The following is a 21669-nucleotide window of genomic DNA, read 5'->3' as shown; positions in this document are numbered from 1 at the left end:
GGTTCCTCCGTTGCGGAGCTGGACTGCGCTCGACACCGCTCCACCGGTACGGTCGCAGTGGGCTTCAGGGAGGATCGTGGACGGACGGATCAGCGACGGGTCGAGCGTCGCCGTCGAGGCGGTCCACCCCGGTGACCCGGTGGCTGACGGGATCGTGCGGGCGTACCTCGCCGAGGTCGCGTCGCGCTGGTACGGACGCCCGGCGACCGAGGACGAGGTCGACCAGGCGCTGCGCGACGAGCCGTACGACGACCTGCACGGCGCGTCCGGGGTGTTCCTCGTCGCCGTCGAGCAGGGGCGGGCCGTCGCCTGTGCTGGAGCGCGCTTCGGTCTCGGTGTCGCCGAACTCACGAAGGTCTTCACCCTGCCTGAAGCGCGTGGGCGGGGCACGGCGGCCCGGCTCGTCCGCGAGGTCGAGGTGATGTGCCGTCACCGCGGGATCGGCGTGCTCCGGCTGGACACCCGTGCCGAACTCGCCGAGGCCTGTGCGCTCTACGAGCGGCTCGGGTTCGAGCGCGTGCCCGCCTTCACCGAAGACCCCTACTCGGACCGGTGGTACGCGAAGCGGCTCTGAAACGCAGCGACCGTGGGTCGGGAGGCGCGGGTCGGTGCCGCACCGCGCCTCCTGGTCGAGCCGTGGTCGCGTCCACGGCTACCGGGCCGACGACCCGCGGACCCCACTCGTCCGACGCTGCTGCTCCGAGTCCGGCCACGCTCCGCGTCAGGCGCTCGGACCGCTCGTCCGGTTCAGCCGGTCGGCCGCACGTCCGAGGAGCCAGTTCACGGCCCACCCGACCACGCCGATGACCGGCACCGCGACGATCACGACGGTCCAGACGATCTTCACGAGGTCGCTCCGACGTCGGTCCCGCCACACCTGCACCAGCGCGAGGACGTCCAGCGCCAGCACGACCAGCAGGACCAGCACGTGTGCGCCGCCCAGGTTCTCGAGCACGTCGTTCTCCCCTCGTCCGCCGCGGCGCAGGGGTGCGCTGTGCGGCGGTCCAACGATAGGAGGGCGCGGCGGGCGGTTCGTCAGTCCAGCGGTTGACATCGCTGCTCGCCGGGCGGGCCGAGCACGAAGGCGCACGCTGGGCTGTCCGGGGCACGTCCTGGTCCTCCGATCGTCGGACTGCTCCCGGGCACGGTCGGGTCTACCGTCTGTTGCGTGCGGCAACGACGCCGCACGATGACGAATCGAGCATCATGCAACGACGGATGAAGCACCTCGTCGCGATCGCGCTGAGCGTCGGTGTCGTGGGGGCAGTGCTGCCCGCGGTCTCCGCCCAGGCGGTCACCACGAGCGACACCCCGGACTTCGGGAGCAACGTCAAGATCTACAGTCCCTCCACACCGACGTCCACGATCCAGGCCGACATCGACGCGGCGTTCGACTCCCAGCTCCGGAGCACCAGCGCGCAGTTCGGGAGCCAGCGGTACGCGTTCCTGTTCAAGCCCGGCTCCTACGGACGGGTGTGGGCGAACCTCGGGTTCTACACGACGGTCGCCGGCCTCGGGAAGAACCCCGACGACGTCACCATCAACGGTGCCGTGAACGTCGACTCCGGGTGGAACGCCGGTGACGAGAAGAACGCGACGCAGAACTTCTGGCGGTCGGTCGAGAACGTGGCGATCGTCCCGGAGGGCGGGACCGATCGCTGGGCGGTGTCCCAGGCCGCGCCGATGCGCCGGGTGCACATCAAGGGGAACCTCACGATGGGACCCTCGAACCAGGACGGCGGCCAGGGGTACTCGTCCGGTGGGTACATCGCCGACACGAAGGTCGACGGGACGGTCACGTCCGGCTCGCAGCAGCAGTGGTACACCCGCAGCTCGTCCATCGGGTCCTGGCAGGGCGGCAACTGGAACATGACGTTCTCGGGCGTGCAGGGTGCACCGGCGAACGACTTCTCGAAGAGCTACACGACCCTGGCGACCACGCCGACGACCCGCGAGAAGCCGTACCTGTACGTCGACTCGTCGAACAAGTACCACGTGTTCGTGCCGTCGCTGCGGCAGAACTCGTCGGGTGTGACCTGGCCGGACACCGCCGGCACGGACATCCCGATGCGGAACTTCTACGTCGTCCACCCGGGCGACTCGGCGGCGACGATCAACAGCGCGCTGTCGCAGGGACTCAACCTGTTCTTCACGCCCGGCACCTACCAGCTGAACGCGCCCATCGCGATCACCCGTCCGGACACGGTCGTCACCGGGATCGGCTTCCCGACGCTCGTGCCGACGCAGGGCAACGCGGTGCTCACCTCGACCGACGTCGCCGGCGTGAACGTGTCGAACCTCGTCGTCGACGCCGGTTCGCAGAACAGCGCCCAGCTCGTCCGACTCGGCACGAGTGGCTCGCACGTCGACCACGCCGCCGACCCGCAGAGCGTCCAGGACGTCTTCTTCCGCGTCGGTTCGAGCATCCAGGGCAAGGCGACGACGACCCTGCAGGTCAACGCGGACGACACCCTGGTCGACCACATCTGGGCCTGGCGTGCCGACCACGGTGGGGCCGCCACCGGGTGGGCGGTCAACACCGGCGCGACCGGTGTCGAGGTGAACGGCAACGACGTCCTCGCGACCGGTCTGTTCGTCGAGCACTACCAGAAGTACGAAGTGCAGTGGAACGGCAACAACGGACGGACGATCTTCTTCCAGAACGAGATGCCGTACGACGTGCCGGACAACGCGTCGTGGCAGAGCCCGACCGGCGCCGGCTACGCGGCGTACAAGGTCGCCGCGAACGTCACGAGCCACGAGATCTGGGGCGGCGGTGTCTACTGCTTCTTCAACACGAACCCCGCGGTGCACGCCGACCGGGCGTTCGAGGTCCCGCAGACCGCCGGTGTCCGCGCGCACGGGCTCGTCACGGTGTCGCTCGGTGACACGGGCACGATCTCCAGCGTGATCAACGGGGTCGGCGGAGCGGTGCCGACGCCGGCGGGGAACACCGCCCCCAACCGGCTGGCTTCCTACAACTGATCGACGGACGTCCCCGGTGCGGCAACGCTCGCCGCGCCGGGGACTCCGGCGTGGTCAGCCGGCGTCCGGCTCGTCGAGTCCCCGGTGCGGCGACGGCCTCGGATCAGTGGGATCGGGCGGATCCGGGGCGCCGTCCGCTGCCCGGCGCTCCTGCGCCGCGCAGCCGGTCGGTGAGGTGGTCGCCGGCGATCGCCACGACGAGCCAGACCAGGCCGACCACCAACCAGAGCCACTCCACGGCGGGGATGAACTCGGTGAGGGAGGCACCGGTGCCGCTTCCGTTCCGGGGGTCGATCGTCATGCGGCAGACCGTATCCGGCCCGGGCGTCGGCAGTCGATTCGGATTCGTTCAAGGTCGCGCTCCGGTACGGGTTCCGGCTGGCCGGTTGCGCTCGGCGGCACGGCTCCCCGCGAGTCCGTGCATCAACGGTTCTACAACTTGTAGAGTGCTTCTCGTCGCGGCACCCGGCCCGACCCCGGCCACCGAGGACCCGATGACCGCCCTGGACGATCGTCCCGTCACCCCGCCCACCCGACCCGAGCCGACGCCCGACCGCCGACGCGGCTGGTTCCTGCAGCTCCTGCTCCGGCTGCACTTCGCCGCCGGCGTGTTCGTCGGACCGTTCGTCCTGATCGCCGCGCTGTCCGGCGCCGCGTACGCGCTCGCCCCCTCGATCGAGTCGGCCGTGTACGCGCACGAGCTCACGACACCGTCGCGTGCGGCACCCCTGCCGCTCGCCGACCAGGTCGCGGCCGCGCAGGCGTACACGGACGAGCACCATCCCGAGGACACGCTGTCCGCGGTGCGTCCGGCGCCGACGGCCGTTGACACGACGCGCGTCATGTTCGCCGAGGACGGGCTGCTCGAGTCACAGTCCCGCGCCGTGTTCGTCGACCCCGGCACGGCCGAGGTCCGCGGCGACCTGCTCGTCTACGGCACCTCGGGTGCCCTGCCGATCCGGACGTGGATCAGCACCTTCCACCGCACGCTGTTCCTCGGCGACGTCGGGCGCGTGTACAGCGAGACCGCGGCGTCGTGGCTGGGGGTCGTGGCGCTCGCCGGCCTGGCGCTCTGGATCGCCCGGGCACGGACAGCGCGTCGCCGACGGGACCTCGTGCGCCCCGCCCGGGGCGTCAGCGGACACCGCCGCCTGGCCTCGTGGCACGCCTCGACCGGCATCTGGCTGCTCGTCGGCGCCCTCTTCCTGTCCGCGACCGGCATCACCTGGTCACAGTTCGGCGGCGCCAACGTCGATGCGTTGCGCGCCGCGTGGGGCTGGCAGACGCGGTCGCTGACCACGTCGCTCGGGCCGTCGTCCGCTCCGGCGGACGAGCACGCCGGGCACCACGGGTCCGCCGCGACCGGTGCCGGCGCACCGATGGTCACCCCGGAGCGCTTCGACGAGGTGCTCGCGGCGGCGAAGGCCGTCAACATCGACGCCGCCGAGGTGCAGATCACCCCGCCGACGACGGCCGACCAGGCCTGGACCGTCGCCGAGATCAAGCGGTCGTACCCGACGGCGGTGGACTCGGTGGCGATCGACCCACGGGACGGGAGCGTGGTGTCCCGGACGGACTTCGACACGTTCTCGGTCCCCGCGAAGCTCACCCGGTGGGGCATCGACACGCACATGGGCACGATGTGGGGCCTGCCGAACCAGGTCCTGCTGTTCGTCACGGCGCTCGGCATCGCCGCGATGGTCGTGTTCGGGTACGGCATGTGGTGGCAGCGCCGTCCGCCCGGTGGTCGGGTCGGGCGTGCGCCGACCGGCGGGGCGCTGGCCCGTGCGCCGTGGTGGGGCGTCGCGGCCGTCGTCGCGGCGGCGCTCGCGTTCAGCGCCGTGCTGCCGACCCTCGGGGTCGGCCTGCTCCTCTTCCTGGTGGTCGACGCGCTCGTCGTGACGTTCCGCGGGCAGCGGACGTGACCGTCCGTGGGACGGGAGGCGCGGTGCGGGCCCGCACCGCGCCTCCCGGCCCACGGGCGCGACGTCCGGAGCGCCTGGCGACCTACGCGGACCGGGTGGCGGCGGTCGGCGTGAGCCGGACCGGGACCGCCTTCGAGACGGGGGTGTTGCTGCCCTTCGCCGCGCTGTCGAGCGGCACGAGGACGTTCGCCTCGGGGAAGTAGGCGGCCGCGCAGCCCTTCGCACTCGGGTAGGCGACGATGCGCTGGTCGCGCAGCACGCGCTCGACGTCGTCGTCCCAGACCGTGGTGACGTCGACGTGCTGGCCGTCCTCGAGACCGAGCTCGGCGAGGTCGTCGGGGTTCACGAAGACCACGTGCCGCCCCTTCTTGATGCCCCGGTACCGGTCGTTCAGGCTGTAGATCGTCGTGTTGTACTGGTCGTGGGAGCGCAGGGTCTGCAGGAGCAGCGTGCCCGCCGGTCGGTCGACGTGCTCGAGCTCGTTGACCGTGATCATCGCCTTGCCGGTCGCCGTCGCGAAGGTGCGCGAGTCCCGGGGACCGTTCGGCAGGACGAAGCCCTCCTTGCTGCCGGCACGACGCGAGTAGTCGTCGAAGCCGGGCACGACGTGGCTGATGTGGTCGCGGATCACGTCGTAGTCGTCGCGCATGCGCTGCCAGTCGATCGCGACCCGGTCACCCAGCGTGGCCTTCGCGAGTTCGCACACGATCGCGACCTCGGAGAGCAGGCCGGGGGCGACCGGCGGCACCTGGCCGTGGCTGCCGTGCACCGAGCACACCGTGTCCTCGACGGAGACGAACTGCGGCCCCGACGCCTGGACGTCGATCTCGGTACGGCCCATGGTGGGCAGGATGAGCGCCTCCTCACCGACGACCGCGTGCGACCGGTTCAGCTTGGTCGACACCTGCACGGTCATCTCGGTGCCACGGAAGGCCTGTTCGGCCAGCTGCGAGTCCGAGATCGCGGCGACGAGGTTGCCGCCCATCCCCATCCAGAACCGGATGTCACCGCGACGCATCGCGTGGATGCCCTTGAGCGCGTCGACGCCGTGCTCGCGCGGCGGCTCGAAGTGGAACTCGGCGGCGAGGGCGTCGAGGAAGCTGTCCGGCATCTGTTCCCAGATGCCCATCGTCCGGTCGCCCTGCACGTTGCTGTGACCCCGGATCGGCGAGGCGCCGGCACCCGGGCGGCCGATGTTCCCGCGCAGCAGCAGGAGGTTGATGATCTCCTTGATCGTGTCGACGGCCTTCGTGTGCTGCGTGATGCCCATCGCCCAGGTGATGATCGTGCGCTCGGACCGCAGGTAGCGGTCGGCGAGCTCGTCGATCTCGTCGATCGTCAGGCCGGTGGCGCGGACGACCTCGTCGTCGTCCACCTGCAGGATGTGCTCCACGAAGGCGTCGTACCCGCTCGTGTGCTCGGCGATGAAGGCGTGGTCGACGACGGTGCCCGGTGCCGCCTGCTCGGCGAGGACGACCCGCTTCGCGACGGCCTGCAGCAGCGCCATGTCCCCACCGAGACGGATCTGCAGGAACTGGTCGGCGATCTGCGTCCCCGTCCCGACGACGCCCCGGACTTTCTGCGGGTTCTTGTACCGGCGGAGCCCCGCCTCGGGGAGCGGGTTGACCGCGACGATCTCGGCGCCGTTCTTCTTGGCGTCCTCGAGGGCGGTGAGCATCCGCGGGTGGTTGGTGCCGGGGTTCTGCCCCATCACGATGATGAGCTCGGTCTGCTCGAAGTCGTCGTACGCGATGGTGGACTTGCCGATGCCGACGGTCTCGGCCATGGCGAGGCTCGTCGACTCGTGGCACATGTTCGAGCAGTCCGGCAGGTTGTTCGTGCCGAAGGCCCGGACGAACAATTGGTAGACGAAGGCGGCCTCGTTCGAGGTGCGCCCGGAGGTGTAGAACGACGCTTCGTCGGGGCTGGAGAGGCTCCGCAGCTTGTCCGCGATGATCTCGAACGCGCGGTCCCAGCTGACCGTCTCGTAGTGGTCGGAGCCCTTCGGCTTCCAGACCGGCTCCGTCAGCCGACCCTGCATGCCGAGCCAGTACTCCGTCTTCTCGGCGAGGTCGGTCACGGAGTGCTCGGCCCAGAACGTCTCCGGCACGAGCACGGGCGTGGCCTCCCAGACGACCGCCTTGCCGCCGTTCTCGCAGAACTCCGCGACCTTGCGGTGGTCGGGGTCCGGCCAGGCGCAGCTCATGCAGTCGAAGCCGCCCTTCTGGTTCAGGGACGTCATGAGCTTCAGCGTGCGTGCGACGCCGAGCTGCTGGATCGCCGGACCCATCGAGTGCAGCACCCCGGGGACGCCGGCGGCCCAGTCCTTCGGCTCGCCGACGGTGAGGTCGGCGTCGGTCACGTCGGCGACGGGGGGTTCTTCGGTCATGAGGCGCTCACGGTCGTTCGGGGGTGGGAGGCGGGGTCTGCTGCTGCTTGTTCTTCAGCTTCAGCTTCTGCTTCGGCTTCTGCTGCTGCTGCTGCTCGTGCTTCGGCGATGCGGTCCGGTCGGCTGTAGACCACCATGCTCTGCCCGCGGAGGAAGCCGACGATGGTGACGCCGACCTCGGTGGCCAGGTCGACCGCGAGCGACGACGGCGCGGAGACGGCCGCGAGCACGGGGATGCCGGCCATCGACGCCTTCTGTGTCAGTTCGAAGCTCGCGCGCCCCGACACCATGAGGACCGTGCCGGTCAGGGGGAGCAGGTCCTCCTTGACGGCCCAGCCGACGACCTTGTCCACGGCGTTGTGCCGCCCGACGTCCTCACGCAGGACGAGCATGCGACCGGTGCGGCCGTCGAACAGCGCTGCGGCGTGCAGCCCGCCGGTCTTCTCGAACACGGCCTGGGCCTCGCGGAGATGGTCGGGGAAGGTTGCCAGGAGCGCCGGGTCGACGACGAGGTCGTCGTGGAGGACGGCGTGCTGCGACTGCGTCCGGACCGCGTCGATGCTCGCCTTGCCGCAGAGCCCGCAGGAGCTCGTCGTGTAGAACGACCGCTCGAGGCTCGGGTCCGGCGCGGGGACGCCCCGCGCGAGGGTGACGTCGAGGACGTTGTACGTGTTCAACCCCTCGGCCGTGGCGCCCGCGCAGTACCGGGCGGCCGCGAAGTCGTCGCCCCGGGCGATGACGCCCTCGGACACCAGGAAGCCCGCGGCGAGGTCGAAGTCACTCCCCGGGGTGCGCATCGTGATCGCGAGTGCGCTCCCCCCGACGCGGATCTCCAGGGGCTCCTCGACGGCGAGCAGGTCGTCCCGGACCGCCCGGGACGTTCCGACGGTGATGCGGGTGACGCGTTTCCGGGCGGTGATCCGGTTCATGGTTCGGGTCTACCACCGGCGGCTGCGACCACCAAGGGGCTCGCCCGTCCGAGTGCGGATCGGGGCCAGCCTCGGGGTCGTCACCCCGTCGGGGTCGTCACCCCGTCAGGGTCCTCAGCCCCAGGGCGGCGGGATGGCCGCGGCGGTCTCGCCGGCTCGTCGTCCGCCAGCGGGGACGACGAGCAGCCCGTCGGCCTCGGCCAGCCCGCGCAGCATCGCCGAGCTCTGGTGCGTCGTCGGGACCGCACCCGCATCCGTGGACCGGTACGCCAGGACGAGGGCACCGGACCGCTCGTTCGGCACGTCGACGCCGAGCCGGACCACCGATGGCTGATCGACCGGGCGCCCCAGGAGCCCGGCCACCAGCGGCCCGCCGAACAGCACCATCCCGACCATGGCGGCCATCGGGTTGCCGGGCAGGCACAGGTGGAGCGTCCGTCCCCGGCGAGCGAGCAGCACCGGTCGGCCCGGCCGGATGTCGACGCGGTCGACGACGAGTTCCGCACCGATCCGTGCGAGCGCGCCGCGGACGTGGTCGGTCGACGAGCCGGCCGTCCCGCCGGTGCTCACCACGAGGCGCTCCGGGGCGTCGCCGAGGGCAGCGGCCGTCTCGTCCGCGCCGTCCGGCACGTGGACGGCCACGGTCGGATCGGCGCCCATCGACCGGAGGACGGCGGGCAGCGTGGGGGAGAAGACGTCGCGGACACGACCCGGCAGTGGGACACCGCGCCCGACGACCTCGTCGCCGAGCACCGCAACCCGGACGGTCGGCGCCGGGGCGACGCGCACCTCGTCGACGCCCGACGCCGCGGCGAGGGCGATCCGCGGTGGGGTCAGGACCTGCCCAGACCCGAACAGCAGTTCGCCTCGTGCGATCTCCTCCGCAGCGGGCCGGACGTGTCGCCGGTGCGAGGCGGTGTGCCGGACGAGCAGCCCCGCCGCGTCGAGTCCGGCGTCCTCGGAGCGGACCACCAGGGACGTGCCAGGGGGGACGGGCGCCCCCGTGGTGATCGGACGCGCCGTGCCGGGAACCAGGGGTTCGACCGACGGCGCAGCCCCGGCGACGATCGGCGCACCGACCCGCCACGGTCCGTCGCCCGCCACGGCCCAGCCGTCCATCGCGGCACCGTCGTGCCCGGGGACGTCGCCGGGAGCGTCGAGCGGCGCCGCGAGCGTGCGACCGACGGCGCCGTCGAGCGCGATCGTCTCGGGCACGTCGCGGAGCTGGAGGCCCTGCCGGTGCGCCGCGTCCCGGGCGTCCAGCCAGGGCAGGAGTGAGCCCGTCACGCGTCCGACTGCTCGCCCCGTGCGGTGGCGAGCCGGGTCGCGGTGGCTGCGGCCTCGGTGACGTCGGCCGTCGTGCCACCGCGGAGCCCCGCCGCGTACCCGACCAGGAACGTCGTCAGCGGTGCGGCCGGCCGTGCCACCCCGTGCGCCGCGTCACGAGCGAGGTCGAGCACGACGTCGACGTCGAGCTCGAAGTCGGCGGGGAACCCGAGCGCCGCGGCGAGCTCTGCGGTCCATCCGGCCAGGACGTCGTCTGTGGTCATGGGGCCAGTCAAGCAGGATCGGTGAGACGGGCTGCGGCATCCGGATCGTCGACGTCCGCGCAGAGCGCCGAGGGCACGGCGACCTCGACCAGGTCGAGCGGAGCGAGGAGCCGCCGCATCGACGTGCCTGCCAGCGTGCCGGCGTCCGCTCGCACCGACTCCACCGCCTCGCGGAGCGCGGCCGTCCGGTACAGCGCGAGCAGCGGCTGGCGTCGGCCGTCGTCGTCGACCGCGACGACGCCGTCCCGGAGTCCGTCGGTCGCCGTCGCGCTCGCAGCCTCGAACAGCCGCGCGGTCGCCGCCTCGACCAGCCGTGCGGTCGCCGCCCCGGGGTGGACCAGGTCGCACGCCAGGACGAGGGTGAGCGGCGCGTGCACCGACACCGCCTCCAGCCCGGCGGCGATCGCGGCCACGGGACCGGCGAACGGCGGGTCCTCACGCGCGCGGACCACCCGCGGGGGCAGCGCGTCGGCGTCACGCGGTCCGACCACGACGACCCGGACGGCGCTCGCCGCAGCCGCGACCGCGTGGTCCAGGAGCGTCGTGCCGCGAGCGCGCAGCGCCGTCTTGTCGATGCCGCCGAGTCGCGCTGCCCGCCCACCGGCGAGCAGGACGGCGTCGTACGGTTGGTGCACGGGGCCTCCTCGGGTCGACCTGCATCATGCCCGATGTGCGGCCCCGGTGCGGTGGGTCAGCCCCGCCGACCGGGACGGCGCAGCGGCCGGTGACCCCACCAGCCGAGCCCGTCGGCGTCCAGGTCGAGGTCGTCGATGTGCCGACCGAGCGGTTCGCCGATGTTGTGGTCCGCGACCTCCCACCCGAACTCCTCGGGCGTCGGCTCGTCGCCGGTCGTGTACACGTCGAGCCAGTCGACCGAGGTGCCGCGGTCGCGGATGACACCGACCCGCGGACCGCCGAACGGTGCGTCGTAGACCACCCGGAACCCGTCCTCGGTCGCCCAGGCGTCGTGGACCACCACGGAGCGGCCCTCGGTCGGGCCGCCGTCGCGCAGTTTCCGCAGGCAGGCGAGGAGTGCGCGCGGACCCCACTCGTCCGACGCGGCCGACTCGAGTCCGGCGATCAGCTCGGCGTGGCGCTCGCTCGTCACCGCGTCACGCGCCCGGACGAGCACGGAGCGGGCGGACGACGCTCACGCGCGCGGGCCGTTCGCCCGGTCGAGCCGATCGGCTGCTCGTCCCAGGAGCCAGTTCACGGCCCAGCCGAGCACACCGATGACCGGCAGCGCGAGGATCACGACGGTCCAGAGCACCTTCACGACGTCGCTCCGCCGTCGGTCCCGCCACACCTGCACCAGCGCGATCACGTCCAGCGCCAGCAGGACCAGCACCACCAGCACGTGCGTCCCACCCAGGTTCTCGAGCACGTCGTCCTCCCCTCGTCGCGGCGCGCGGTGCGCTGCGCGGCCGTCCCAGGATAGGAGCGGGCACGGTCGGGGATCGTCCGTCCAGCGGTTGACATCACCGCCAACCGGCCAACCGGCCCACCGCTCACCGGCCCACCGGCCCCGGGCACGTCAGTCGATCCGTCCGTGCACGGGGCACCGGTGGCCCGTCGGTCACGCGGAGCAACGAGCCGCGGCCGCTCCGTCACCGCGCGTCACGGACGGACACGGTGCGACACAACCCTTCCGGCGGGCACGGCGCGGTGCCACGGTTCTCCGCATGGCGTACATCTGCTTGCTTCTCTCCGGCGCAGCGCTCCTGGTCAACGGCCTCACGCTCCTCGGACGCGTCCCCGGCCGGGACAGCGGCGTGTTCAACGTCCTCATCGGCGGCCTCCAGCTCCTGCTGTGCATCGCCGTCGCCGTCGCCGCAGACGGCTCCCTCCCCGCCCTGCTGTCCATCACGGGGACGTTCCTGTTCGGCCTGACCTACCTGTACGTCGGTCTCGATGCCCTCGCCGGCCTCGGGGCGACCGGACTGGGGTGGTTCTGCGGCTTCGTCGCGGCGGTCGCCGTCGCGTTCGCCGTCACGAACGTCGCGGTCGACCCGGTGCTCGCCGTCCTCTGGGCGACGTGGGCCGGGCTCTGGACGCTGTTCTTCCTGCTGCTCGCCCTGGGTCGTGACATCGGCCGGTTCACCGCCTGGGCGCTCGTCCTCGCGAGCCAGACCACCACGACGGTGCCGGCGCTGCTCGGACTCGCCGGACGGTGGCCCGCCGGGGGCTGGTGGACCACCGGAGCGGTCGTGGTCGCGATCGCCGTGTTCGTCGGCGCCGCGGTCCTCGCACGACGGGGATCGCCCCGGTCGACCGCCGCAGCCGGCGTCGACGGTGCCACCCCGGTCGAGCACGTGGTCGCCGCGCCGACCGCGGCCGTCTGACGACAGCGCCGCGACCGAGACCCCGACCCCGAAGCCCGCCCCACCGCCCGACCCCGAACCCCGCCCCCCACCGCCCGACCCCGTACCGGAAGGCACACCACCATGACCGACACCACCGCTGCCCGTCCCGCGACCGACGACGCCGTCGACTACGAGACCCTCGCCGCCCGCTTCCGACCGATCTTCGACCGCATCGCCGCCGGTGCCAGCGCCCGCGAGCAGGAGCACCGCCTGCCCTTCGACGAGATCCGCGAGCTCGCCGCCGCCGGGTTCGGCGCCGTGCGCGTCCCCGTCGCGTTCGGCGGGGCGGGTGCGACGCTGCCGCAGGTGTTCCGCCTGCTCACCGAACTCGCCGCCGCCGACAGCAACATCCCGCAGGCCCTTCGCGGCCACTTCGCCCTCGTCGAGGACCGACTCGTCGCCCGCACGGGGGAGCGCGACGCGTGGCTCGAGCGCTTCGGCCGCGGGGAGATCGCCGGGAACTCCTGGACCGAGGTCGGTGCCGTCCAGATCGGCGACGTCATCACGAAGGTGACCCCGCAGGACGACGGCACGTTCCGGATCAGCGGCCAGAAGTACTACTCGACGGGCAGCATCTTCGCCGACTGGATCGACACGTACGCCGAGCGCACCGACACCGGGGAACGGGTCATCGCGATCGTCGACGCCCACCAGCCGGGTGTGACCCACGGCGACGACTGGGACGGCTTCGGCCAGCGCACCACCGGCTCGGGCACCAGCACCTTCACCGACGCGGTCGTCGCCGCCGACGCGGTCATCCCGTTCGACGACCGGTTCAAGTACCAGACCGCCTACTACCAGGCCGTGCTCCTCACGGTGCTGGCGGGCTCGGTCCTCGCCGCCGAACGCGAGATCGCCCTGCAGGTCCGGAGCCGCAACCGCGTGTTCTCGCACGGCAACGCCGACACCTTCGCGGCCGACCCGCAGATCCTGCAGGTCGTCGGTGAGGTCTCCGCCGCCGGCTTCGCCGCGTCGGCGATCGTCGACCGGGCAGCGGAGGCGCTGCAGGCCGCGTACGAGGGCGCCGCCCTCGACACCGCCGAGGACGAGCGGCGCAACGACCGTGCGGAGCTCGCGACGGCGCAGGCGCAGGTCGCGCTCACCTCCCTCGCGACGACGGCGACGAGCCACCTGTTCGACGCCCTCGCCGCGTCCGGCGTGAGCACGACGAAGAACCTCGACCGGCACTGGCGCAACGCTCGCACCGCTGGCAGCCACAACCCGTGGGTGTTCAAAGCGCGCATCATCGGCGACCACGCCGTGAACGGCGTCGAGCCGCCGCGTGTCTGGGCGATCGGCGCGACGCGTCGGTAGTCCGAGCGCCGTCGGCCGGGTCGGTCAGAACAGGTTGCCGCCGCTGGCGACCTGCAGCGCGACGACCGCCCCGGCGAAGACGAGCAGCACGCCGACGAGCGTCGTCAGCGCGACGGGCCACCCCGTCCGCCGTCGGCCGCGGCGTGCGACCGACCCGGCGATCCCCACGACGAGGACGACCGCCGTGAGGACGAGGTGCCAGGCCTCGATGGTCGTGCCGACGTCCCCGTCGCCGGCGGCGCACCCCGGTGTGGGTTGCGCGCAGGCGGCGAACGCCAGCTGGCCGACGAGGACCGCGAACCACGCCGCCGGGCTCACGAGGACGGCCGCGCCGAGGAGCAGGACGGTGGCGACGAGGTCGCCCACGCCCGGCGCCGGCCGTGCGGGTCGCTCGACGGGTCGCTCGGGGTGCAGCTCCAGGTCGTCACCGGGATCGTCCCACCAGTCCTCGCGTGCCCCCACGTCCCCAGCGTAGGGGCAGGGTGTCGACGTGCGCCGACGGCGGACGGGAGGCGCGGGTCGGGCCCGCACCGCGCCTCCCGTCCGGGAGCGGGCCCGGCCGCACCCGCGACCGCCCGTGCAGCGACGCGGTCAGGCGCGCGTGCGCGGCAGGACGACCTCGCGACGGTCGTCCCACGGTTCGGCCCAGCCGAGGCGGTCGAAGAGCGCGTCGAGGAGCATCGCGGTGAAGCCCCAGACGACGTGCTCGGTCCCGTCGGCGTCGATGGTGAAGGCGGGGCCGCGCCACTCCTGGCCGCCGCGGCGGATCACCGTCACACCCCGGTGGGCCGGGTCGAGCAGGTCGGCGACCGGCGCGCGGAACACCGCGGCGGACTCGGCCCGGTCCACGACCCGGACGGGGGAGGACTCCCGCCACCACCCGAGCACCGGCGTCACGAGGTGCCTCGAGAACGCGAGCGGCACCGGGGCGACCGTGCCGAGGACGTCCACGCCCGCGGGGTCGAGACCCGTCTCCTCGCGCGCTTCGCGGAGCGCCGCGTCGACCGCGTCGGTGTCCCCCGGGTCGACCCGGCCGCCGGGGAACGCAACCTCGCCGGGGTGTGCCCGGAGTGTGGCGGCACGGGCGAGGAGCAGGACGTCGAGTCCCCTGGACACCGCGGCGTCGGCGGCCGGACGGTCGCTCGGGACGTCGTCGAGCTCGCCGAACAGGATGAGGACGGCGGCGTTGCGTGAGGCGCTCGCCTCGGGCATGCCCGTCACGAGCGGGGCGGCACCGGGAGCCACGAGCGCGGACAGTTGCTGGCGCGCCGGGTTCACGCCGTCAGCCTAGGCGCTGGCCGCCCGCGCGGACATCCGGAAGGCGTGGTCGAGGCCGCGTCCGGCGGGCTTCTCCGAGGCGGGGTCGGTACGTTCCGACACCACCGGGACCACGGCGGTCCCGCACCGACACTGCACGGGAGCACACCATGAGCGACACCGACGGCACCGCACCGAAGAACGACCCGGAGGGCACGCCGAAGCCGGACGGCCTCGGCGAGGACGGCACGATCCCCAACGAGCCCGACGGCCTCGCCGCCGGACACGCGGGCGACGACTCGCACTTCAACCCCGAGGAGGACGACGGCACGGAGTGAGCGCGGCGCGGGGTGGCCGACCGGCGGGTGACCTGGGACGATCGAGCATGGGGAATCGCCGGGGCACGCTGGTCACCGCCACGATCGGGATCGGGCTGGTGCTGGCGCTCGCCGGGTGCTCCTCGCCCGGGTCGGCCTGCGCCGACTACGGGCAGGGCAACACGGTGGACGTGGTCGTGCCCGACCACCTCGCGACCGCCGTCGAGTCCGTCGCCGTGTGCGTCGGTGCCGACTGCACGCCGGAGCGGGAGTCGGCGACGTCGGAGGTCGACGGCACGACCTGGACGGTCCCGGTCGAGCAGACGCAGGACGAACGCGGCCGTGTGGCGCTCTTCGACGCCCACGGTGCGCAGCTCGACGAGCGCGGGGTCGACCGGGCCTGGACGGACTACGGCTTCGGGGCACCCCTGCAGTGCCGGGGGAGCGGTGTCGCCGAGGTTCGACTCGACTGACGGCCCGAGGTGCGGGCCGCACCGGACGGTGAGCTCGGAGACGCTCGGAGACGCTCGGAGACTAGAGCACCCGCTCCAGCAGCCGGAGCGTCCCGGCGATGTCGACGTCCCGGTCGAGCAACCACTGCACCTGCAGGCCGTCGAACGCCGCGATGATGAGTGACGCCACCTGGTCGAGGTCCACGTCGCTGTGCCGGCCGGACGCCGTGAGCTCGTCGCGGAGCTGGCCGGCGAGCTCGGCCCTGGCCGTCGCGAACCGCCCCGCGAAGTACGACCGTGCCGTCTCGTTCCCGGGTTCGACCGAGGTCCCGAGGAGGGTCGTGTAGAGCGTCACCAGTGCGGGTTCGACGACGTTGCGGTGCGCGACGAACTCGAGCCTGGTGAACACGCCCGCGGTGTCGCCGAGCGCCCGGTTCGACGCCTCGTCGCGTTCCCGGAGCACCTCGACGAGCAGGGCTTCCCGCGACGAGAAGTAGTGCCGGAGCGCGGCGTGCGAGACGCCGATCGCCTCGCCGATCGCCCGGAGCGAGGTGCCGTCGATACCGCGGGAGGCCACGACCTCGAGCGTCTGGTCGAGGATCTCCTGCCGACGCTGCACGCCCTTGGCGTACGGGCCGCGGCTGCTGCTTCCGTCGGTGGAGGTCACGCGGCCAAACCTACCGGCAGCCCTGCGTTGCCGAAGAACGAGCGGAAAGTACCGCAACAAAAACTTCCGGTCGGAGGTTTTGGGTGCTACTGTCCCGATCACCTAGTAGGACTAGGGATTCAGACGGGCCCCGAAGCCCCTGTGACTCGAGGAGGAGTCATGTCGACACCGACGTCGAAGGAAGAACCCACTCGCGGCATCGCCGGGACCGCGTCCCCCGCGGTCACCGCAGCCGCCGGCGCCACCGCGACGGACGAGGCAGCAGCCTCCCGCGCCTTCTCGGTCGAGGGCATCACCCAGGCCGTCAGCTCCGTGCGCGTCGGCCGCGGCTACCTCTGGGGCCTGAGCTTCGCCCAGTTCGGCCTGTTCGTCGCCCTGCTCACGCCGGTGTTCGTGAGCATGTCGATCAAGGCGAGCGAGCTCAACCCGAGCAACCCGGAGTCGGTCGTGGGATCGGTCCTGCCGTTCGGCGCCTTCGGTGCCCTGCTGGCGAACCCGCTCTTCGGAGCCATCTCGGACCGCACCCGCACCCGCTGGGGTCGCCGTCGCCCGTGGATGATCGGCGGCGTCGTCGTCTTCGTCGGCGCACTCGCCTGGCTGGCCTTCTCACCGAACCAGCTGCAGCTCACCCTGGCGTGGGTCCTCGCGCAGGTCACCGCCAACGCCGTGCTCGCCACGCTGACCGCGAGCTTCGCCGACAACGTGCCGGAGTTCCAGCGCGGCAAGGCGTCGAGCGTCATCGCCCTCGCCCAGAACATCGCGATCCTCGCCGGGCTGTACCTGGCCGTCTACCTCGTCGGCAACCTGCCCGTCCTCTTCATCGCTCCGGGCATCCTGGCGATCATCGCGATCGTGGTCTACGCCGTCATCGCCCGTGACGACCTGCCCACCACGCCGATCAAGCCGTTCAGCTGGATCAACCTGATCAGCTCGTTCTGGACGAACCCGATCAAGCACCGCGACTTCGGGCTCGCCTGGTGGGGCCGCTTCCTCATCACCTTCGGCACCTTCATGTTCACGACGTACCGCCTCCTCTACATGGAGGACCGGATCGGGCTCCCGCAGAAGGAGGCCGTCGGGGTCGTCGCGTTCGGTGTGCTCCTCTACACCGTCGCCCTCCTCGCCAGCGCCGCGCTCTCCGGCTGGGTGTCCGACCGTGTCGGCCGCCGCAAGGTGTTCGTCTGGAGCTCCACCGCCCTCACCGCGGTCGGCCTGGTCATCCTGGCGCACGTGGACACGGTCGGCGGGTTCTACTTCGCCGAGATCGTGATGGGCTTCGCCTTCGGCATCTACGCCGCGATCGACACCGCCCTCATCGTCGACGTGCTGCCCGACCCGGAGCGTCCCGGCAAGGACCTCGGCGTCATCAACATCGCGAACGCCCTGCCCCAGTCGCTCGCCCCCGCGGTCGGCCTGTTCCTCCTCGGCATCGGCGGTGGGCAGAACTACACGCTCATGCTCTGGGGTGCCGGCGTCGCGGTCCTGCTCGGGGCCCTCGTCATCCTCCCCATCAAGTCGGTCAAGTAGCGCACTCCGTGCGTCAGCAGCCTGGAGGCGCGACCCGCGTCCGCAACGCGAGCCGCGCCTCTCCCCACCGGCACGGCCTGCACGCCGCTGGCGCGTCGTACAGGAACCGGCGGCGTGGGCCCCGGCCGTCACCGCCACCCCGCGACGACGCGGGCAGAAAGGACCCACCATGGCTCCCGCCATCTCCCTGCAGCTCTACACGGTGAACGCCGCGCTGGAGCCCGACCTCGACGGCGGCGTCCGCCGCCTCGCCGAGATCGGCTTCGACACCGTCGAGGCGTTCGCGTTCGTCGGTCGATCCGCCGAGCTCAAGCAGGCGTTCGACGCCCACGGCATCACCGCGACGACCGGGCACGCCTTCCTCGTCGAGGAGACCATCCCGCTGCCGGACGGCAGCGTCATGACCGCCCCGTCGCACGCCGACACGTTCGCCGCCGCGAAGGAGCTCGGCCTCGAGATCGTCATCGACCCGTTCGTCGGGCCCGACCACTGGACCACCCGCGAGGGCGTCGAACGCATCGCTGCCAGGCTCAACGCCGCCGCCGTCGAAGCCGCCGAGCACGGTCTGCGCGTCGGCTACCACAACCACGACCACGAGCTCCGGCCGCAGATCGACGGCCAGCCCGCGCTGCAGGTGCTCGCCTCGCTCCTCGACCCGGGCGTGGTGCTCGAACTCGACCTCTACTGGGCATCTGCCGCCGGCATCGACGTCGTCGCGTTCATCCAGGAGCTCGGCGACCGCATCGTCGCCGTGCACGTCAAGGACGGCCCGATGCGCGAGGGCATCTCCACCGCGACGATCCCCACCGACCAGACCCCGGCCGGCCAGGGCGACGTCCGGCTCGCCGAGGCGCTGGCCGCGGCGCCCGCCCTCGAGTACGCCGTCATCGAGTTCGACGGCTACGACGGCGACGTCTTCGACGGCGTCGAGCAGTCCTACCGGTGGCTCCGCGCCACCCTGAGCACGGAGGCGGTCTCCGCATGACCCGCACGGGCACGGTCGGCATCGGGTTCATCGGCGCCGGCATGATCAGCGAGCAGTACCTGTCGAACCTCACGCGGTTCCCCGACGTCGAGGTGGTCCGGATCGGCGACATCGACACCGAGCGCGCGGCGGCGTCGGCCGCGAAGTGGGGCGTCGCAGCGTCCGGTACCGGCGACGAGGTCCTCGCGGACCCGGACGTCGAGATCGTGATCAACCTCACGCTGCCGGCGACGCACGTCGAGGTCTCCACCGCCGCGCTCCGCGCCGGCAAGCACGTGTGGAGCGAGAAGCCGATCGGGGTCGACCGCGAGTCCGCAGCCGGGTTGGTCGCACTCGCCGAGTCGCTCGGGTTGCGGCTCGGCATCGCACCCGACACCGTGCTCGGCACCGGGTGGCAGACCGCCAAGCGGGCGATCGAGGCCGGCGCGATCGGCACACCGCTGACCGCGGTCACCAGCTTCCAGTGGCAGGGCCCCGACGTCTTCCACCCGAACGCGTCGTTCCTGTACGCGAAGGGCGCCGGCCCGCTGTTCGACATGGGGCCGTACTACTTCACCGCGCTCGTGCACCTGCTCGGGCCGATCGCCTCGGTCGTCGCGACCGGCTCCCGCTCGCGGGACACCCGGCAGCTGGTCGTCGGGCCGAACGCCGGCCAGGAGTTCCCGGTCGAGGTCCCCACGCACCTCTCCGTGCTGACGTCGTTCGAGCACGGCGGCAACGCGCAGTCCCTGCTCTCGTTCGACACCCCGCTGTTCCGGCACGGCGTCTTCGAGGTCAACGGCACCGAGGGCACGATCGTCCTGCCCGACCCGAACACCTTCGGCGGCGGCCACCCGATCCGCATCGCTCGGCCGCTGTCGAAGGACGTGTCGTTCCCGTTCGAGCAGGAGTGGGAGACCGTCCTCGACGCCGAGCCCACGGCCGGCCGGGGACTCGGCGTGCTCGACATGGCGCGGGCGATCCGCGGCGGCGGCGCACACATCGCGACGGGCGAGGTCGGGTACCACGTGCTCGACGCGATGGTCGCGGTGGAGGAGTCCGTCGAGCGCCGTGCGTTCGTCGAGGTCGCGTCCACCGTGGCACCGATCGCATCGCTGGCGGAGGACTTCGACCCGTTCGCCCGCACGCTCGCCACGGAGCCGGCCGCCGTCTGACGGTCCGGACCACCCGCGAGTCTCGGCTGGGCGGACAGTTTCGCGGTCCGAGGACCGCGAGGGTGTCCGCCCAGCCGAGACTCGGTCAGCCGCGGGCGTTCGGCCGGCGACGGCCGGGGTCGGTCAGCCGCGGCCGGCGTGCTCCCGCAGGGCGACCACCACGCGGTCGAGGAAGTCGTCGACCTCGTCCTGGCGGTAGCCTTCGCGGAACTTGGTCGGCCGGAAGCGCGCCAGGGTGACGTCCTCGGGCGTGAGGGGGTCGACCGGACGTCCGGACTCGTACCCGGCGAGGGTCGCCCGGACCCGGTCGAGGAAGTCGTCGACCTCGCCCTGGTCGTACCCTTCGCGCCACTTCGTCGGTGCGAACCGCACGTTCGTCACATCGCTCGCGAGCATGCTCTCCCCCTCGTACCGGCCCATCGCCGGCCCACCGCCGGCCCATCGCCGGACTGTCGTGCCGAGACGAACCCCTCGTCCCGGCGTGCGCGACGATCCTCGCACACGTCACCCGGCGGGGGTGTCCGCCCAGAGCCGGTCGATCGGGACGTCCTGCCCGAGCACCGCGACGGCCGCGCGGTGCCCCGAGTACAGGGCGCCGGCCACCGTCGCGGGGTCGAGCGTCCACGTCGCCTCGCCCGCCAGGTGCACGCGCCCCGCGATCGGTGTCGCGAGGTCGTCGTGGTCGTCCGTCGTCGACCCCGGCAGCATGTGCGCGTACGAGCCCCGGGCGAACGGGTCGTCCTGCCACGCCGTGACGAGCACCGAGGTCGGTGTTCCCACGGCATCGCCGTACAACCGGCGGAGCTGCTCGAGCACCGAGTCCGCGACCTGCTCCGTGCTCCAGCCGCGGATCGCCCTCGCGGCGGGCCCGGCGGCGAAGGTGAGCAGCGTCGGGACGCCGTCGAGCCGCGTCAGGTCGTACCAGGAGTGCCACCGGTGCCCGGCCGGCCCGAGCTGCCGGATCGCGTAGACGTCCTCGTCCCAGAACCGCTCCGGGAACCGCAGGACCACCTTCTCGAAGGCGTTCATCCGCAGGCGTCCGAGTGCTTCGCGGTGGCGTCCGGGCAGCGGCGGCTCGAGCACCAGGTCACCGGCCTGGAGCACCCCGACCGGGACCGTCACCACGACGACGTCGGCGTGGACGGTGCCCCGGCTGCTCGTCACGACGACGCCGTCGTCGCCGTGGTCGACCCGCGCGACGACGTGTCCGAGCCGGACGTCGAGCCCCGCCGCGAGGTGCGCGGGCAGGGCGTCGTACCCGTCCGGGAACACGACCTCGTCGCCCGCGATCGTGTCGTCGTCGAGCCCGTGCGCGGCGAGTTCGTCGCTCGCGACCCCGTACTGCTCCTCGCTCCGGTGCTCGAGGTGCTCGAGCACCCGCTCGGCCCGCTCGCCGTCCCACCCCTGTGCCGCGACGGCCCGGGCGACCACGTCGCGGTACGAGTCGTCCGCAGCGGACCGCTCGATCTCGTCGACCAGGTCGCGGTCGACGGTGTGCACGTCGGCGGCGAACCGGGCGGCTGCGCCGGCGTCGAGCCGACGGCCGTCCGGCCCGTGGTACGCGATCGGCCGGCTGTCGACCTGGTACCCGCCGACCGTGAACTCGACGGTGCGGATCCCGAACGCGGCGACGGCGTCGGCGACCGCGTTGTCCTCGACGCCGTGGATCCACGACGCACCGAGGTCGGTCACGAGCCCGTCGGTCCGGTCGGTGTGGACGCGTCCGCCGATCCGGTCGCGGGCCTCGAGCACGACGACCCGACGCCCGGCCCCGGCGAGCAGCCGAGCGGCGGTGAGTCCGGCGACGCCGGCACCGATCACGACGACCTCGGTCTCCTCCATGCTGGTGCTCCTC

23 protein-coding genes and 2 pseudogenes are annotated in these 21669 nt (G+C 72.5%); 10 read left to right on the top strand and 15 right to left on the bottom strand.

Annotated features, from left to right (window positions below):
• Nucleotides 1-76 precede the first annotated feature (76 nt).
• Nucleotides 77-574 carry a GNAT family N-acetyltransferase gene (locus tag ACNQOV_RS02415; RefSeq protein ID WP_416393210.1) on the top strand — a complete coding sequence of 166 codons (498 nt, stop codon included), beginning with the start codon at nt 77-79 and terminating at the stop codon, nt 572-574.
• 147 nt (nt 575-721) lie between these two features.
• Here the strand turns inward: ACNQOV_RS02415 and ACNQOV_RS02410 are convergent, their stop codons facing one another.
• A complete protein-coding gene (locus tag ACNQOV_RS02410) occupies nt 722-955 on the bottom strand; it encodes a PLDc N-terminal domain-containing protein (protein WP_022907408.1) in 234 nt (77 codons plus the stop codon).
• A gap of 263 nt (nt 956-1218) precedes the next feature.
• Between ACNQOV_RS02410 and ACNQOV_RS02405 the strand changes: the two genes are divergently transcribed.
• Complete coding sequence (locus tag ACNQOV_RS02405; RefSeq protein ID WP_416393208.1) at nt 1219-2985, top strand: hypothetical protein; 1767 nt, start codon at nt 1219-1221, stop codon at nt 2983-2985.
• 103 nt (nt 2986-3088) lie between these two features.
• Here ACNQOV_RS02405 and ACNQOV_RS02400 read toward each other — a convergent pair whose 3' ends face one another.
• Nucleotides 3089-3286 carry a hypothetical protein gene (locus tag ACNQOV_RS02400; RefSeq protein WP_416393206.1) on the bottom strand — a complete coding sequence of 66 codons (198 nt, stop codon included), beginning with the start codon at nt 3284-3286 and terminating at the stop codon, nt 3089-3091.
• 145 nt (nt 3287-3431) lie between these two features.
• Here ACNQOV_RS02400 and ACNQOV_RS02395 point away from each other — a divergent pair, with 145 nt between their 5' ends.
• The gene (locus ACNQOV_RS02395) at nt 3432-4910 is read left to right on the top strand and encodes a PepSY-associated TM helix domain-containing protein (protein WP_416393205.1); all 1479 of its coding nucleotides are present in this window, start codon (nt 3432-3434) and stop codon (nt 4908-4910) included.
• 82 nt (nt 4911-4992) lie between these two features.
• Here ACNQOV_RS02395 and ACNQOV_RS02390 read toward each other — a convergent pair whose 3' ends face one another.
• The 7 genes from ACNQOV_RS02390 to ACNQOV_RS02360 form a co-directional block, all read right to left on the bottom strand.
• A complete protein-coding gene (locus tag ACNQOV_RS02390; protein ID WP_022907412.1) occupies nt 4993-7299 on the bottom strand; it encodes an FdhF/YdeP family oxidoreductase in 2307 nt (768 codons plus the stop codon).
• Nucleotides 7296-8228, bottom strand: a complete 933-nt coding sequence (fdhD, locus tag ACNQOV_RS02385; protein WP_416393204.1) for a formate dehydrogenase accessory sulfurtransferase FdhD — start codon at nt 8226-8228, stop codon at nt 7296-7298. The genes ACNQOV_RS02390 and fdhD overlap by 4 nt, the downstream gene beginning before the upstream one ends.
• Before the next feature lie 114 nt (nt 8229-8342).
• Nucleotides 8343-9515, bottom strand: a complete 1173-nt coding sequence (locus ACNQOV_RS02380; RefSeq protein ID WP_416393203.1) for a molybdopterin molybdotransferase MoeA — start codon at nt 9513-9515, stop codon at nt 8343-8345.
• Nucleotides 9512-9778: a DUF6457 domain-containing protein gene (locus tag ACNQOV_RS02375; RefSeq protein WP_031262690.1), complete on the bottom strand. Its 267-nt coding sequence runs from the start codon at nt 9776-9778 to the stop codon at nt 9512-9514. The genes ACNQOV_RS02380 and ACNQOV_RS02375 overlap by 4 nt, the downstream gene beginning before the upstream one ends.
• A gap of 8 nt (nt 9779-9786) precedes the next feature.
• On the bottom strand, nt 9787-10413 hold the full coding sequence (gene mobA / locus ACNQOV_RS02370) for a molybdenum cofactor guanylyltransferase (protein ID WP_416393202.1): 627 nt from the start codon (nt 10411-10413) through the stop codon (nt 9787-9789).
• Nucleotides 10414-10469: 56 nt separating this feature from the next.
• A complete protein-coding gene (locus ACNQOV_RS02365; protein WP_416393201.1) occupies nt 10470-10886 on the bottom strand; it encodes a hypothetical protein in 417 nt (138 codons plus the stop codon).
• A 42-nt stretch (nt 10887-10928) separates the two neighbouring features.
• Nucleotides 10929-11162, bottom strand: coding sequence for a PLDc N-terminal domain-containing protein (locus ACNQOV_RS02360; RefSeq protein WP_022907416.1), 234 nt, complete (start codon nt 11160-11162; stop codon nt 10929-10931).
• Nucleotides 11163-11460: 298 nt separating this feature from the next.
• Between ACNQOV_RS02360 and ACNQOV_RS02355 the strand changes: the two genes are divergently transcribed.
• Nucleotides 11461-12120: an AmiS/UreI family transporter gene (locus ACNQOV_RS02355; protein ID WP_416393200.1), complete on the top strand. Its 660-nt coding sequence runs from the start codon at nt 11461-11463 to the stop codon at nt 12118-12120.
• Between the two features lie 102 nt (nt 12121-12222).
• Nucleotides 12223-13455, top strand: coding sequence for an acyl-CoA dehydrogenase family protein (locus ACNQOV_RS02350; protein WP_416393199.1), 1233 nt, complete (start codon nt 12223-12225; stop codon nt 13453-13455).
• A 24-nt stretch (nt 13456-13479) separates the two neighbouring features.
• On the opposite strand, the gene ACNQOV_RS02345 is transcribed toward ACNQOV_RS02350, so the two are convergent.
• Together ACNQOV_RS02345 and ACNQOV_RS02340 are read right to left on the bottom strand one after the other, a co-directional pair.
• On the bottom strand, nt 13480-13917 hold the full coding sequence (locus ACNQOV_RS02345; protein ID WP_402267901.1) for a hypothetical protein: 438 nt from the start codon (nt 13915-13917) through the stop codon (nt 13480-13482).
• A 129-nt stretch (nt 13918-14046) separates the two neighbouring features.
• A complete protein-coding gene (locus ACNQOV_RS02340; protein ID WP_416393304.1) occupies nt 14047-14667 on the bottom strand; it encodes an NUDIX hydrolase in 621 nt (206 codons plus the stop codon).
• A gap of 215 nt (nt 14668-14882) precedes the next feature.
• Here ACNQOV_RS02340 and ACNQOV_RS02335 point away from each other — a divergent pair, with 215 nt between their 5' ends.
• Entirely contained in the window at nt 14883-15050 is a 168-nt protein-coding gene (locus ACNQOV_RS02335; RefSeq protein ID WP_022906506.1) for a hypothetical protein, read from the top strand.
• Nucleotides 15051-15097: 47 nt separating this feature from the next.
• Nucleotides 15098-15502 carry a hypothetical protein gene (locus ACNQOV_RS02330; protein ID WP_416393196.1) on the top strand — a complete coding sequence of 135 codons (405 nt, stop codon included), beginning with the start codon at nt 15098-15100 and terminating at the stop codon, nt 15500-15502.
• A 61-nt stretch (nt 15503-15563) separates the two neighbouring features.
• Here ACNQOV_RS02330 and ACNQOV_RS02325 read toward each other — a convergent pair whose 3' ends face one another.
• Entirely contained in the window at nt 15564-16148 is a 585-nt protein-coding gene (locus ACNQOV_RS02325) for a TetR/AcrR family transcriptional regulator (RefSeq protein ID WP_402267895.1), read from the bottom strand.
• A gap of 159 nt (nt 16149-16307) precedes the next feature.
• On the opposite strand from ACNQOV_RS02325, the gene ACNQOV_RS02320 reads away from it, so the two are divergent.
• The 3 genes from ACNQOV_RS02320 (at nt 16308) to ACNQOV_RS02310 (ending at nt 19814) form a co-directional block, all read left to right on the top strand.
• The gene (locus tag ACNQOV_RS02320) at nt 16308-17675 is read left to right on the top strand and encodes an MFS transporter (protein WP_022906503.1); all 1368 of its coding nucleotides are present in this window, start codon (nt 16308-16310) and stop codon (nt 17673-17675) included.
• Between the two features lie 169 nt (nt 17676-17844).
• On the top strand, nt 17845-18660 hold the full coding sequence (locus tag ACNQOV_RS02315; protein WP_416393194.1) for a sugar phosphate isomerase/epimerase family protein: 816 nt from the start codon (nt 17845-17847) through the stop codon (nt 18658-18660).
• Nucleotides 18657-19814 (top strand): Gfo/Idh/MocA family protein, encoded by a 1158-nt coding sequence (locus ACNQOV_RS02310; RefSeq protein ID WP_022906501.1) that lies wholly within the window; start codon nt 18657-18659, stop codon nt 19812-19814. The genes ACNQOV_RS02315 and ACNQOV_RS02310 overlap by 4 nt, the downstream gene beginning before the upstream one ends.
• Nucleotides 19815-19958: 144 nt before the next feature.
• On the opposite strand, the pseudogene ACNQOV_RS02305 reads toward ACNQOV_RS02310, so the two are convergent.
• From ACNQOV_RS02305 to ACNQOV_RS02295, 3 genes and pseudogenes are all read right to left on the bottom strand, one after another.
• Nucleotides 19959-20048, bottom strand: a pseudogene (locus ACNQOV_RS02305) (DivIVA domain-containing protein); the annotation flags it as partial.
• Between the two features lie 66 nt (nt 20049-20114).
• A pseudogene (locus ACNQOV_RS02300) lies at nt 20115-20210 on the bottom strand (DivIVA domain-containing protein); the annotation flags it as partial.
• A 108-nt stretch (nt 20211-20318) separates the two neighbouring features.
• Complete coding sequence (locus tag ACNQOV_RS02295; RefSeq protein ID WP_416393192.1) at nt 20319-21656, bottom strand: flavin monoamine oxidase family protein; 1338 nt, start codon at nt 21654-21656, stop codon at nt 20319-20321.
• Between the last annotated feature and the right edge of the window lie 13 nt (nt 21657-21669).

Origin of the sequence: Curtobacterium sp. LFS084 (genome assembly GCF_047977705.1) — a bacterium.
Taxonomy (GTDB): domain Bacteria; phylum Actinomycetota; class Actinomycetes; order Actinomycetales; family Microbacteriaceae; genus Curtobacterium.
This window is presented reverse-complemented; position numbering and strand designations above follow the sequence as displayed.